Annotated in this window: 14 protein-coding genes and 2 pseudogenes; 7 read left to right on the top strand and 9 right to left on the bottom strand. The window is 64.9% G+C overall.

The window, feature by feature from the left end:
* Positions 1–330 (top strand): avidin-fold protein (locus tag AC6CID_RS24630; RefSeq protein WP_498354632.1); only part of this gene is annotated, 330 nt, incomplete at its 5' end.
* 359 nt (positions 331–689) lie between these two features.
* Complete coding sequence (locus AC6CID_RS24625; RefSeq protein ID WP_139192961.1) at positions 690–1121, top strand: hypothetical protein; 432 nt, start codon at positions 690–692, stop codon at positions 1119–1121.
* On the opposite strand, the gene AC6CID_RS24620 is transcribed toward AC6CID_RS24625, so the two are convergent.
* Positions 1106–1720 carry a S41 family peptidase gene (locus AC6CID_RS24620; RefSeq protein WP_498354631.1) on the bottom strand — a complete coding sequence of 205 codons (615 nt, stop codon included), beginning with the start codon at positions 1718–1720 and terminating at the stop codon, positions 1106–1108. The two genes, AC6CID_RS24625 and AC6CID_RS24620, sit on opposite strands and share 16 nt — an antisense overlap.
* A gap of 734 nt (positions 1721–2454) precedes the next feature.
* Here AC6CID_RS24620 and AC6CID_RS24615 point away from each other — a divergent pair.
* A pseudogene (locus AC6CID_RS24615) lies at positions 2455–3647 on the top strand (IS110 family RNA-guided transposase).
* Between the two features lie 18 nt (positions 3648–3665).
* On the opposite strand, the gene AC6CID_RS24610 reads toward AC6CID_RS24615, so the two are convergent.
* Both AC6CID_RS24610 and AC6CID_RS24605 read right to left on the bottom strand, forming a co-directional pair.
* Positions 3666–3869: a class I SAM-dependent methyltransferase gene (locus tag AC6CID_RS24610; RefSeq protein WP_248846298.1), complete on the bottom strand. Its 204-nt coding sequence runs from the start codon at positions 3867–3869 to the stop codon at positions 3666–3668.
* A 332-nt stretch (positions 3870–4201) separates the two neighbouring features.
* Entirely contained in the window at positions 4202–4717 is a 516-nt protein-coding gene (locus tag AC6CID_RS24605) for a MarR family transcriptional regulator (RefSeq protein ID WP_498354630.1), read from the bottom strand.
* 64 nt (positions 4718–4781) lie between these two features.
* On the opposite strand from AC6CID_RS24605, the gene AC6CID_RS24600 reads away from it, so the two are divergent.
* Positions 4782–5807, top strand: coding sequence for a substrate-binding domain-containing protein (locus tag AC6CID_RS24600; protein WP_157179128.1), 1026 nt, complete (start codon positions 4782–4784; stop codon positions 5805–5807).
* A gap of 22 nt (positions 5808–5829) precedes the next feature.
* Here AC6CID_RS24600 and AC6CID_RS24595 read toward each other — a convergent pair whose 3' ends face one another.
* From AC6CID_RS24595 to AC6CID_RS24575, 5 genes are all read right to left on the bottom strand, one after another.
* Positions 5830–6867, bottom strand: a complete 1038-nt coding sequence (locus tag AC6CID_RS24595; protein ID WP_498354629.1) for an ArsB/NhaD family transporter — start codon at positions 6865–6867, stop codon at positions 5830–5832.
* Positions 6868–6870: 3 nt separating this feature from the next.
* Positions 6871–7002 carry a hypothetical protein gene (locus AC6CID_RS24590; RefSeq protein ID WP_498354628.1) on the bottom strand — a complete coding sequence of 44 codons (132 nt, stop codon included), beginning with the start codon at positions 7000–7002 and terminating at the stop codon, positions 6871–6873.
* A 20-nt stretch (positions 7003–7022) separates the two neighbouring features.
* A complete protein-coding gene (locus AC6CID_RS24585) occupies positions 7023–7673 on the bottom strand; it encodes an AmiS/UreI family transporter (RefSeq protein WP_016932901.1) in 651 nt (216 codons plus the stop codon).
* A gap of 119 nt (positions 7674–7792) precedes the next feature.
* Positions 7793–9205, bottom strand: a complete 1413-nt coding sequence (locus AC6CID_RS24580; RefSeq protein WP_064061643.1) for an Asp-tRNA(Asn)/Glu-tRNA(Gln) amidotransferase GatCAB subunit A — start codon at positions 9203–9205, stop codon at positions 7793–7795.
* Positions 9195–9377, bottom strand: a complete 183-nt coding sequence (locus AC6CID_RS24575) for a hypothetical protein (protein ID WP_064061644.1) — start codon at positions 9375–9377, stop codon at positions 9195–9197. Before AC6CID_RS24575 ends, AC6CID_RS24580 begins: the two co-directional genes overlap by 11 nt.
* A 715-nt stretch (positions 9378–10092) precedes the next feature.
* On the opposite strand from AC6CID_RS24575, the gene AC6CID_RS24570 reads away from it, so the two are divergent.
* On the top strand, positions 10093–11196 hold the full coding sequence (locus tag AC6CID_RS24570; RefSeq protein ID WP_064060950.1) for a hypothetical protein: 1104 nt from the start codon (positions 10093–10095) through the stop codon (positions 11194–11196).
* A gap of 363 nt (positions 11197–11559) precedes the next feature.
* On the opposite strand, the gene AC6CID_RS24565 is transcribed toward AC6CID_RS24570, so the two are convergent.
* Positions 11560–12069, bottom strand: coding sequence for a hypothetical protein (locus AC6CID_RS24565; protein WP_248846237.1), 510 nt, complete (start codon positions 12067–12069; stop codon positions 11560–11562).
* Positions 12070–12239: 170 nt separating this feature from the next.
* Between AC6CID_RS24565 and AC6CID_RS24560 the strand changes: the two genes are divergently transcribed.
* Both AC6CID_RS24560 and AC6CID_RS24555 read left to right on the top strand, forming a co-directional pair.
* Positions 12240–12812, top strand: a complete 573-nt coding sequence (locus AC6CID_RS24560) for a hypothetical protein (protein ID WP_064060948.1) — start codon at positions 12240–12242, stop codon at positions 12810–12812.
* 49 nt (positions 12813–12861) lie between these two features.
* A pseudogene (locus AC6CID_RS24555) lies at positions 12862–13086 on the top strand (IS5/IS1182 family transposase); the annotation flags it as partial.

The following is a 13086-nucleotide window of genomic DNA, read 5'->3' as shown; positions in this document are numbered from 1 at the left end:
GACCTCGAGGGCAGAGTGTTCACCGGTGTCAGCAACTCGCCCACCGGACAGGTCAGTAGCGCCACACGTTTTCGGTACCACCAGGACAACGCTGTCATCTGGGCCGACTACGACGGCGGAGAGATAGTGCGGGGTTTCCTCGTCGGGACACGTGACGGTGAACGGCTGCACTTTCGCTACACCCACCTCAGTGTCGACGGCACTACCGCGAGTGGAGTCTGCGACAGTCGGATCGAAGTGCTCACCGACGGTCGCCTACGCGTAGAAGAGAACTGGGCCTGGGAATCCCGCCCCGGAAAGGGTACGAGCGTGATCGAAGAAATCCGCTGACCCGTCGGACCCGCTGCATCGACGGACGCCTACAGCACGAACGCGAACCAGTACGGGATGCGCTGCGCTCTGCGTAGATGACACGTCCCCCGCACCCCCGGGTGGAGAGCGCGCCGGCGGACACAGAAACGAGCCCAACCTCGGCGGTGGTCACGGCGTCGAGGACCGTCCCGCGGCCGCGCGGGACGATCCGGCGTCGGTCGCGGCGGGATCAAGGACCACTGCGCGGGGAAGCGGCCGTCGGCGGAGACCCGGATCGACATTGCGATCGCCGGCGCGACCGTCGGACATCGCCTGGCTGGGATGGAGCGAACCGTAAGAGACCGCAGAAGGTTGTCGTGGACGGACCTGATCCCGGTATGGACGACGTCATCGAGTCCGTGATTCGTTGTGGCGGCAGCGCCGGCTATCAGATGGGACTCGACGATGCCGGCCAACTACAACTGACCGCAACGGACAATACGCCCGTCGATCCACCGGTGGAATTCGTTTTCAGTGAGCAGGAACTGTGGGACTACTACGTCAGCTGCACCGCGCCCTCCTCGATCAGCCGGGACACCGTGGGAAACATGGCTCATGTCGATCCCGACTCGTCTCGACGAACCTGCCTGGAAGGCAACGACTCTGAACATGAAATGTGTCATCGCGATCAGCCCCTACGGATTCCACGCCGTGTCTCGATCGACGTGGGCGTGACACTCGTGATTGGTCGAATGTGCGCTGGACTGCCCCGACGGCATGGGCCCCTCCGACGCGGTCGAAGCGGTGTCGTTGCTCAGTTGCATCCGTGATCGCGCAACCATTCCAGTGCGGCCACCTCCGCGCCGTCGCTGGAGGTGCGGTGATCGGCAGCGACGGGTTCCTCGGCGAGATTGACGCCGTCGCGGTCGAAATACGTACTCTCGGTGAGAACCAACAGTGCTCCGTCGTAGAGCGGGTGCACCGAATTCGCTGACGTGTATCCCGCGCTGTCCGCCCCGAACGACCGGGCGTTGTCGAGACCACGGAACGCCGTGAGCACCGCCTCACCACTCGAGACCGTGTCACCGTCCTGGAGCACCACAACAGGCTGATCGGCGATGTTCGCGACAGCACCGACCGAGATGACGGTCCCGCCCATCCCGGCACCGTCGTCGAAGATGGTCACGGGCATGTCCTCGCCCGCGCGGGTGCGAAAGGTCATCGCGGTCCCGTTCGGTAGCAGCGGGGTCAGGCCGGACAACATCGGGTACATCGTGCCGCCGGTGTTGCCGCGCAGATCGGCAATCCACCCGCAGGTCCGATCCGCCGCGCCGAGAATGCCGACCGCCGCGGCGTCGGCGTAGCGCTGCTGCAACTCGTCCGACACCGCACCCAAGGCAGGAATCGTCACGGTGGTGATGCTGTCCACTGTGGTGACCGTAGGTTCGGAAAGCTCGGCGGTGGCAGCCGAGGACGACCGGGCCGCTTTCGCCGGATCGAGGAAGACCGAGTGCTTCCCACCGGCCACTTTCACCGCCGCCGCCAACGGGCCATGCAACTCCTGGATGCTCGCAGCGCCGTCGGCGGCAGCCTGTACGCGGGCCCGCCGCGCGTCCCACTCCAGACCGGTCTCGTAATAGCCGTTCTCCCATCAGGTCCAAAGCGATCTCGGCGTAGCGCTGCGGCGACGGATGCCACCGGCCCGCACTCGGCAGCGTCGTCGCCTGCCGTCGGCTGCGCAGTGAGAACACCGGTGACGACGCCGTGACGCTCGTCCTCGCCGAGTACCAGCAGCCCCGGCACACCCGCCGCTGATCCCTATCTGCCAGGAGGCCCCGTGATCGTAACCGTCGTGCTGATGCTCGGAGCGCTGGTAGCTGCTGGCCGGATTCCTGGGAACCCGCACCGCCACCGACCCCCCCGTTACCTTCTTCGTAGCCCTGCAACACAGGGCGACGGTCGCCAAGTTCGGTATGACTTCTTGCCCCTGTCACTCGAATGATCCGGGGGGTGATGTCGCCGAACCTGGTGACGTCGATGGACCGCTGATAGGGACACGGCCGCCTGCTGTGCCGGGGCATCGGGCAGGTCTCCTCGTAACGTGGGTGCCGGGTATCGACGTCGGATCGGTGACCGTCCGGAGCGGAACGAAAGGCGCGCTTCATGGACCCCACCTACGCCGTGTTCTGCGGCATCGACGTGGGCAAAGGCGAACACCACGCCGTCGGACTCGACCCCGCCGGCACTCGACTGTTCACAAAGCCCTGCCCAACGACGAGACCAAACTCCGCGCTGTGTTCGACCGCCTGGCCGAACACGGCTCGGTGCTGGTGATCGTCGACCAACCGAACACCATCGGTGCCCTGCCGGTCACCGTCGCCCGCGCCTGCGGCCACGCCGTGGCCTACCTGCCGGGCCAGACGATGCGCCGCGTCGCCGACCTGCACCCCGGACAAGTCAAGACCGATGCCCGCGATGCGTTCATCATCGCCGATACTGCCCGGACCATGCCTCACACGCTGCGCCGGGTCGATGTCGGTGACGAAGCCTTGGCCGAGCTCGAGGTGCTCGTCGGGTTCGACGACGATCTCGCCGGGGAGGCCACCCGCATCAGCAACCGTATCCGCGGATTGCTCACCGGAATCCACCCCGCGCTCGAACGCGTTCTCGGCCCACGGATCACTCATCCGGCGGTGCTCGAAATCCTGTCGCGCTGCGGCGGTCCGGTCGGTATCCGACAGGCCGGCAAGCGCCGGCTCACCGCCCTCGCGACCAAGCATGCTCCGCGGATGGGAGCCCGACTGGCCGAGGAGGTCCTCGTTGCCCTCGATGCACAAACGGTGACGGTGCCGGGCAGCAACGCCGCCGAGATCGTCCTGCCGAAACTGGCCGACTCGTTGAAAGAGGTTCTGCAACAGCGCAAGAGCATTGCAGAAGATGTGGAGAGGATGCTCGAAGGCCACCCTCTTTCCCAAGTCCTGATGTCGATGCCCGGCGTCGGCATCAGGACTGCAGCGCGCATCCTGCTCGAAGTCCGTGATGGTTCGGCGTTCGCTTCGGCGGCACATCTGGCGGCCTATGCCGATATCGCTCCGGTGACCCATCGCTCCGGATCGTCGATCCGTGGTGAGCACCCAGCTCGGTCGGGTAACCGCAAGCTTAAACGGGCGTTGTTCTTGTCTGCGTTCGCGTCGTTGCACGACCCAACCAGCCGTGCCTATTACAACCGCAAACGCGCCGAGGGCAAGAAGCACAATGCCGCCTTGATCTGTCTCGCTCGCCGTCGTTGCGACGTGCTCTACGCGATGCTCAAGAACAAGACTTTCTACCGCACGCCCGCTGCTGCCGCCGCTTGACGAATCCATAGGGACACGTTACCGATCCACGTGGCGCCGATGCACGCGGCGAGATCGACCGACTCGTCCGCGACGTGCCCCGGATGCGTCGCCATGGACGAACGCCACGCGGTCGGCGAGACCGAGGCCGACAGCGCGGGCGCGGGCCTGCTCGGTGAAGAGCGTGCTGATGTCCACGCCCGTGCCTGTGAATCCCAGATCACGGTCCCACGTGCAGAGCATCTCGCCCGAGCCGCTGGCGAGGTCGAGTACCCGTGTCCCGGGGGGACGTGGAGTGCCTGTCCGAGGGTGGCGAATTTGTCGGGGGTCAGCGGGTTGTGGATGCGGTGGCTGCTCTCACGGATCGTGAAGATCCATGATGAAATGCCTTCAGTATTTGAAGTTCGAGGATTTTTTGATGGCGCGGATCTGGCGGGAGATCTGCTTGACGCGCCGTTTCGGCTCGGCACGCAGCCGTGCGTCCGTCCGGGAGGCGCAATCGTTGTGACGTGGCATCTGGAGGGCGACTCCGGGTTCACCTCGACTCGCCGAAACGAACACGAGTTCGGCTCGGTTCACGCCTGACTCGGAGTCCTGCAGATTCGGCCGGCTCTTGCATCGAGTTCGGCGAGTTGTGCTTCCAGTGCTCGGTGGGTTTCGGCTCCGCGGGTGCTGAGGTGAACTTCGACCCGGCGCCGATCTTCGGCGCTCACCTCACGATAGACCAGTGTCCGGGAGACCAGCCTGTCGACGGACCGGGTGAGGGTGGCTCCTGATATGGCGGTATGCGACGACAGCTCGGCCATCGATGCGCTTCCGTGGCGTGCGAGTGCATCGAGCACGAGCACATCATCGCAGGTCAAATCGAATTCGGAGCCGATCGACGTGAGCGAGGACACAATGGCTTTGGTAGCCTGCAGTAGCGCAACGACCGCTGAAGGAGAGTCGATGGTAGCGATATCGCCGGAAATCGCCGTTGCTCGGGTCGCCAGCCGATCGGAGTTTCGGGGAGCCACGTGAGTCTCCTGCCTTTTCAGCCCTTCGATCTGTACGAGTGGCGGGACGATGAACCGATGCACCTCCGCCGACATTACCCGAGAGGATCCGATGCTGGCATCTGCGCCACACCGCCGGTCGGAGGTCTACCGGGTCGGCATGGTGATCCCGCTGCAAGGCCCGGGCGGTATCTTCGGACCTTCGTGCATGGCCGTCAGCGAATTGGCTCGACGCGAACTCAATGCGGGAGCCGGGTTCGGCGGCCGTGAAATTCAGCTCGAGTTCATCGATGGCGGTCGCGACCCCCGCGCGGTCACAGCCGAGGTGTCCGACCTGCTCGATGCCGGCGCCCTCGATGCGATCAGCGGATGGCACATCTCCTCGATCCGAAGACATCTCGCGCCCGTCGTTCGTGGTCGGGTCCCGTATGTGTACACCTCGCTCTACGAGGGAGGCGAGGTCAGTTCCAACGTCTACTGTTCGGGAGAATCTCCCGAACAACAGATCTATCCGGCGATGCGGTGGCTGCGCGATCACCACGGTGTGCGGTCGTGGTACGTCGTCGGCGCCGACTATATTTGGCCGTTGCGTACGTATCAACTGATCGGACACTTCGCTGCTGCGCTCGGGGTGGACATAGTCGGTTCGTCGTTCGTTCCGATGGGCCGGGCCGATGACCCGCAACTGCCAGTGATGGCTGCGGAGAGCAGATGCCAGGCGGTGTTGACACTTCTGGTCGGCCAGGACGCCGTGGACTTCCACCGAAATTTCGCTGCCCGCGACCTCCATCACCGCATGCTCCGGTTCAGTCCCCTGATGGAAGAGAACATGCTCCTGGCCGGCGGCGCCGAGACGACCGAGAATTTGTTCGCATCCGCAGCCTATTTCCGCGCCTTGAACACCGAATCCTCTCTGCAGTTCGTCGGCAGTTACGTGAACGCCAACGGCTACGAGGCTCCCGCTCTGAACAACATGGCAGAGTCCTGTTATCAGGGGATCTACGCTCTCAGCCATCTTGCACGCCGAGCCGGAGGATTGGATCCGACCCGCTGTGATGCCCGGATCGACGGGTTGGAGTTCGACAGTCCTCGCGGCGTCGTTCGATTCGAGGGGAACCAAGCGCGGCAGCAGATCTATCTCGCGCAAGCGAACGGTTTGGATTTCGAGGTGGTTGCCGCTCTCTGACCAGCGTGTATACGCGGCCGGATCACCGCTGGGACAACGACAACGCGGCCACGGACACCGTGATTGCACCGATCGCCAGTGGTATCCCCAGGGCGGCGAACTGCCGCCAGGGGACGATGTGGCCGGCTCGGCGCAACTGATCTGCCCACAGCAGCGTGGCCAGAGAGGCCCACGGTGTCACGATCGGCCCGGCATTCGAGCCGATGAGCAGAGCGATCAGGGCTGCACCGGACGCGGCCGCAGGCTCGAGAAGCAAGTAGGCCGGAATGTTGTTGATCAGGTTGCTCAGCACCGCTCCTGTTGCGGCCGACACGAACAGCGTGCCGACGGAGTCGCCCTCCACGTGCGCGAACGCCGCACGAACAAGCTGTTCGACGCCGAGGGAATGAACGACCTGAACCGCAACGGTCAGGCCGATGGCGAGAGCCAGGGCTGTCCACGGGATCAAGCTCGGGCGCAGAGCCGATCGGTCTGTGACCGCGAAGGCTGTCACGAGCACGATGGCCGCCGCCGTCGTCGACCACCAGAAGGGGATCGACGTCGCGAGCAGCGGCAGCAGTATCACCATGACGATCCCGGCCAAGGGAAGCAGCGGGTGCGATGAAGCCGGTGTGCCGGGCTCGCGCGACGCTACCGGGGTTCCGGTGGGTGTGCATATGCGCCTGCGGAACACCATCCAAACGAATCCCACTGTTACCGCGAGCGATGCGGCTGCGGGCATCGCGGCGACTTTCACGTAGTGACTCGTCTCGTCGAACAGTCCCGTCTCCATCGCCAGCAGATTCGTCAGATTGGACACCGGAAGTAGGAGCGATCCGGTGTTGGCGATCCACACCACGGTCAGTGCCAGCGGTATCGGATCGTTGCCGGCCCGCCCGGCGAGCGCCAATACCAGGGGTGTCACGAGAACGGCGGTGGTGTCGAGGGAAAGAAAGATCGTGGACACCACAGACAGCAGCACCACCAGAATCCATAGCCCTGGTCCGCTGGCTGCCCGTCCACTGGCCGCGATTGCGGCGACCCGGTGGAAGACCCCCGCCCTGGCAGCAAGGTTGATCACGGCCTAAATGGTGGCGAGGAACAGCACGATCGGGCCCAGACGGCCGACCAGGTCGACGATCTGAACCCGCGGCGCAAACAGTGCGTATGCGATCAGCATCCCGATCAGTACGGCCGACAGGGCCACTGATCGCATGGGTCCTCCACTGTAGATTGTCAGGTCGTCGTCACGGACGCGCGGTCGCGGGTGGTGGTCGATCGATAGCGGCGCCGAGCATCGGCGACGTGGAGAACGTAAACGATGACGACGACGATCTGCGTGACAGCGACGGCAAGTACCGGCGTGTCGTCCCACTTCCCGGTAAGCATCAGCGCAGCGGGGATGCTCGCAGTGGACAGCGACTGCATGACTGTGAGCATTCCCGTCGCCTTGCCGGCCCATTCCGCTGCGGGGGTGGTCAGGGCGAGGAAGAAGGCGGCGAACAGAACGGCCCATGCCAGCCACAGCCAGGCGAGACGAGCGTCCCCGAGCTGAACGAAATGCACCATCGACAGGAAGAGGGCGACCGCCCCGGCCCAACCGCAGTACCAGCCGAGGCCGGCGCCGGGAGCGTTCGAGAGCGAGTTGATCGCGACCGTGAGGTAGGTGAAGCCGAACAATGCGAACCCTCCGGCCGCCACCGCCGACGCCAGCCCGTCGGACGAGGCACTGTCCGAGGGTAGGAGCAGCACGAGTGCCGTACCGACCAACAGGGCGCCGGTGAGGAGATTGATTGCCACGGCCGATCGCGGAGTGACCCTGTCGAGGAAGACCAATCCGTTGACCAGGAGCACCGCCCCGACGAACAACAGTGCCACGGGGACCATGTGACATCCCTTCGATGAGGAGAGGAAACACCCACTCGAACCGGACGGCCGGGTGCCGTGCCGGAAGGCATCGGCAGGCCGGATATCCGGGTCGAGCAGGTGCAGTGGGTCGAGCAGGCTCAGAGGAGCGCGGGAGGAGTCCGATCCCCCATCGGTCCGCCGGCTTCGATCGCCTTACCGACGTTGAGCACAGTGCGCTCGTCGAAGGCCCGACCGATGATCTGGAGGCCGACGGGCAGATCACCGTTGAAGCCCACCGGAACGGACATCGCGGGCAGGCCGGTCAGGTTGCTCGGGCCGGTGAACCGGATGAACGAGTCGATGAGATCGACCTTCGTTCCATTGAGGTCGGCCTCGGACGATCCGATGTCCGGAGCCATCACCGGCAGGGTCGGGGCGATCAGCACATCGACTTCGGACAGGGCCGCTCCGAAGTCGTTCTTGAGTTGGCGCCGAACCTGCTGCGCCTGAAGGTAGTCCACCGAGGAGAACAGCTCCCCCAGTTCGAACAGGAAGCGGATGTCGGCCCCGAAGTCGTCGGCCCTGTGCACAAGGTCGTTGTGGTGAATCGCTGATGCTTCGGACAGGCTGGTGGCCAGTTCGGCCCATTCCGAGTAGCGCAGGGTCGGGATCTCGACCGTCCGTACCCGGGCGCCCAGAGACACGAGCTCGTCGATCTGGGCGCGTACGAGTCGTTCGATCTCGTTGTCGACGTCGCGGAAGTAATAGTCCTCCTCGATGCCGATCACCAATCCGGAGACATCACCGGTGAGATGGGAGGTGTAATCCCCCACCGGGACATCGACCGCTGTCGGATCCGCACGGTCGAACCCGGCGATCACCTGCAGCATCGCCGCGGCGTCGTCCACGGTCTTGGTCATCGGTCCGATGTGATCCAAAGTCCATGCGAGGGGGAAACATCCGTCCTTGGGGACACGACCGTGCGTCGGCTTGAGGCCGACGATGCCGCAGGCGGCGGAAGGAATCCGGATCGAGCCGGCGGTGTCGGTGCCCAGGGTCGCGTAGGTCATGTGCGCCGCGACGCCCGCTCCCGAGCCGCCGCTGGAGCCCCCCGGCACCTTCGCGGTATTCCAGGGGTTCTGGACGCTGCCGAAGTGCGGACTGTTGTTGTCGATACCCCATGCGTATTCGTGCATGTTGAGTTTGCCGGTCAGCACGGCGCCGGCGTTGCGGAGACGGCGCACCACGGACGCGTCCTCGGTGGGCACGAAGTCCTTGTGGATCTTCGATGCCATCGTGGTGACCTCGCCACCTACATACAGATTGTCCTTCAGTGCCAAGGGAATTCCGTGGAAGACCCCTCGGTAATCGCCTCGGCCGATCTCTTCCTCGGCACGTCGGGCATCGTCGAGGGCGTGCTCGCGGAAACTGATGTAGGCGTTGATCTCCGGATTCAGCGCCTTGGCGTGATCGAGTAGCGCCGTGGTGACCTCGACCGGGGACACCTGCTTGCTCTCGATCAGGGGCGCGAGTTCGGTCACCGACTTGGTGACGAGTTCGTCAGCGGACATGGTCGCCTCCCGGGATATTGCGAACAGAAATGTCCGCGTCGTCGACTGCCACAGCCTCGAGGTCACCGCGTCGCTGAACGATCTCGGCCCACTTGGACTCGAGCGCGGCGATCCGATCCTGCGGCGGGCGTATGCCCTTGCTCGCCAGAAGTTCCTGTACCGACAGTGCCATGACGACACACTCCTTGTGGAAGGGTAACGCTCAGGAGCGGACGCCCCGGAGGAACATATTCACGTGAAATATTTTCATCTGAATGTGTTGCGGAGACCGTATGTGAGCCGCAGCACAATGTCAACGACTCGGCGCATCTGAAAACTCGGTGAGCGTCGGCGTGTGACGGACCGAATACGGGCGAACTCCTGGTAGGTCGGCGATTGCTTACGTCCCTGCCCTTACCAGGAGCCCACTTGCTGGTCCGGTGTTCCCACCCGTCAGCAGTGGGCTGCCGCCACCACCGCTTCCAGAGCCGTGTCCGGCAGCGGCAGCCCCGTGACCACCTCGGCGAGCAGTTGGTCTTCGATTACGCTTCGCGACATCGACTCAGTTCTCCTTCGTGGGGCGGGGTTGCTCGATGGCGGCCGGCGCCGGTGCAGTGGTAGGGAGCCTGATCGGCTGCGGTGGATTCCGAATGACAGTTCCGACATCACCGAGCCCGACAATCACCGATACCGAGTCCGTATCTGCGTCCGAGGCAGAGATACTCGCTTCGACGGCTATCTCGACGGTGACCCCGTCGAGGATTATCTGATCCAGATGTGGCGGGCGACGAGCGTGGGAGCCCCGCGACAGGTCGAACACACGTCGGGTCGGCGACCTGACGCCGCGCGCCGCGGCGTCAGTATCTTCCGCCCGTCACGGTCGCGGTGGTAATGATCTACTGGACGCCATGACGGCACGGGACACTCCGGCGAACCTGACCGAGGCACTGCCGGCCGGTCCGCGCGGTCGTCGTCTTCTCCTCGAATACGCGCAGATCGCCGACGACCGTACCCGCGACGGGCATACGCAGGACTCGTTCTCGTCGGGTGTCTTCTACGCCACCTACCGCATCGACGTGGCACGCGGAACCGCAGGCGTCCTCTACGGGCACGGTGCCGACGGACCCCTCCCGAACATCTCCCCCGGCGACGTAGCGCGACGGTTGGCAAACGTGCCGCTGCCGCAAGTGACGGAAAAGGACCTGCGCACCGTGCTCGCCGCCACCACCGACTCCGCCCGATACTGGCAAGAACCCGACGGCGACGACATTCTCGCTGCGACGGAGCCGATGCGCCCGCAACTGCGACGCATCGCCGAGCACCTCACCGCATCGGAGCACACTCGGTGGTGGACCGCCGGCATCGTGCGGGACGAGCAGTGGTCACTGGGCTGGGTCGAACCACACGCCAATGTCCCTCGGGTCGGGCACGCGCTCGCCACCTGGCGCGAGAAGGTCGTCACCGAGGAGAAACGAGCAGCACGGGAACGCCCCACCAACCCGACGGCCAACTGGTCCGGGGTGTGGTGGTCGACGCCGCTCGGCGTCCTGTGCTCCACACGAGCACTGGACGACGGCTCACCCGCATGTCTGCGGTTCGTCGAAGACTCCGGAGGCGAGAACCATGCCGGGGCACGGCGACACTTCGTTCCCGACACCGTCGACGTGCTCGAAATCCACGGGCCCGACGACTGGGCGCAACTCTGCCGGCGGTTTCCACTCGAGGTCACCGCCCAGAAACGTCACGATTGGTACCGCACCACCGGCCGCGACGGAAAGTGGGTTCTGCCCGACTGGCGGGCCGTCGCCGAGGTGTACGGAGGAGTGCACCTGACCGTGGCCGGTTATCTCGCCGCGGCGGGCACTGCCATCGACGTCGACGGTGACACGGCGTCGGTGATCGCGGGCTGGGCACCCGACGAAACATTCTGGCTCACCGACGACGTCCACGCCGACGGCGACATCGTCGACTGGGTGCGTGTTACCAACACCGAAACCTGGTCCGAAGCCTGACCGCCCGCACTTCGACAGTGGCACCGGAAACCGACACGTTCGCGCGATACCGGCGTCCGCAGGTTCGCCGACGTCTTGCGCACCGGCGCACGGTCTTTCCGGCAGTCTCATCGGTATGACGCCGTTGGCAATCGGGTTGGTCGCGCTCGTGGCGATAGCCCCGTGGGCTGTCGGTCGAACGACAGCGCGACCGCACCCGACCGCACCCGATCGCACCCGATCGCACACATCCATCCTGATTATCACGGTGATCGCCTTCGCGGCGCTACAGGATCGCGATACGAACCGCCGACAGACCGGTCGGCCTCAGGGGTCGCCGTCCAGCAATCAACTCAGCGCGCTACCGCCGCCTACGGGCAGAGCTCAGAAACGTTCCACGAATCGATACCAATCGCCGCTGTACTGCTCGTACCCGATGTCGCCGTCGTGGCGGGGCTTACCCAGATACGGCGCGCCACCGGGCAGATACGCAAGTCCGATCGGGTCGATCAGCCCACCTTCGATGTAGAACAGACACCCACCGTCGACGGGTTGAATCCGCCACACCTGATACACACCGATCCGCCGACCGTCCCAGGACGGCGCACATTGCGCCGACGCTGTGACCAAAGACCCCTTCGACACCGCAAACGCCACCGTCGACGGAACCGACAACACCACCAACACCGCAGTGGCAAGCACCAACGCCGGCGCGATCGCGGTCGCGCGCAGAGCGCGAACCTTGAACCAGCCGATCAACCCGACCACCAACCACACCGCCCCCAGGATCAGAAGAACCCAGGACGCCAGAGCAAACCACGGGAAGAACACCACCGGCGGGACGAACGTCCACACGATCACCCCGCACACCAGCCCGACAAAGACCGCAGTCACCCCCGACAGCACAGTCCACCAACGAGCCGGACGCCCAGCGACAGTCATAACTCACCTTCGCACGCACCCCCGCACCAGAGCACAACCACCGGCGGGTGTCGGGCGAGCCGACCCCTCCGGAGGATCCACGAAAAGCCGGCATCACCTCGGCAATCGGTACCCTCCGAACCATGAGCGTTCGAGCGGCGACCTTCTCGGTGGTCCTTGCTGCCATCCTGGCCAGCTGCGCGAGCACAGACACCGACGCGGGCACCGATCAACTCGACCCGCCCACGAGTCCTCTGCCATCCAGCGAGCAGTCACAGCTCTATGCCGTGGCCTTACACCACCTCATCCTTGTCGACAATCCCTTCGCGACAGCACCGACCCCGATCGGGTCCGTCTACATCATCGACGGCCCTGCCTCACGCAGCGCACACATGTTCACCGTCGCCGACGGGCCACCGTTCGACACGGAACTGAAGAACGAGATCACCGCGCAGTCCGCGGATCTGCCGCCGGTCGAGTTCACCGCCGATCCGCAGCAGTACGCAGATCCCGCACGGCAGGGCCTGACCGGGGTCGCACACGACGGCGTCATCGTCGGCCTGTCCCCCACCTGGCCGCAGGACGACGGAACAGTCCATATCAGCGCGGGACTCTGGTGCGGCATCGACTGCGGACTCGGCCTCACCTACGTCCTCGACCAGGTCGACGGACAGTGGACCGTGACCGGCACAACCGGACCGGTCTCCATTTCATGATTGAAGTTCATGTCAGGCAAGAAGAACTTCACCTCTATCGACGTCGACAGTGACCTGCGCGAACACCCACGGCAGTGTGATGTTGCTGCCGATGGTCACCGCGATCGAAGATGGTGCGCTCGCATCGGGGGCCGCCCCGCCGCGAGCCCGGCCGGGTTCGGGCGGGTTCGGGCGGACAAGGGCTACGACCATCTCGTGCACCGGCGGTGGCTGCGGGCGTGGCATCGCCCGGCGCGGGATCGAGCGCAACAACCGGCTGGGTCGGTACCATGCG

Source organism: Rhodococcus sp. GQ147 (assembly GCF_059759155.1).
Note: the sequence above shows the minus strand (reverse complement) of the source record. Positions and strands in the feature narration are given on the sequence as shown.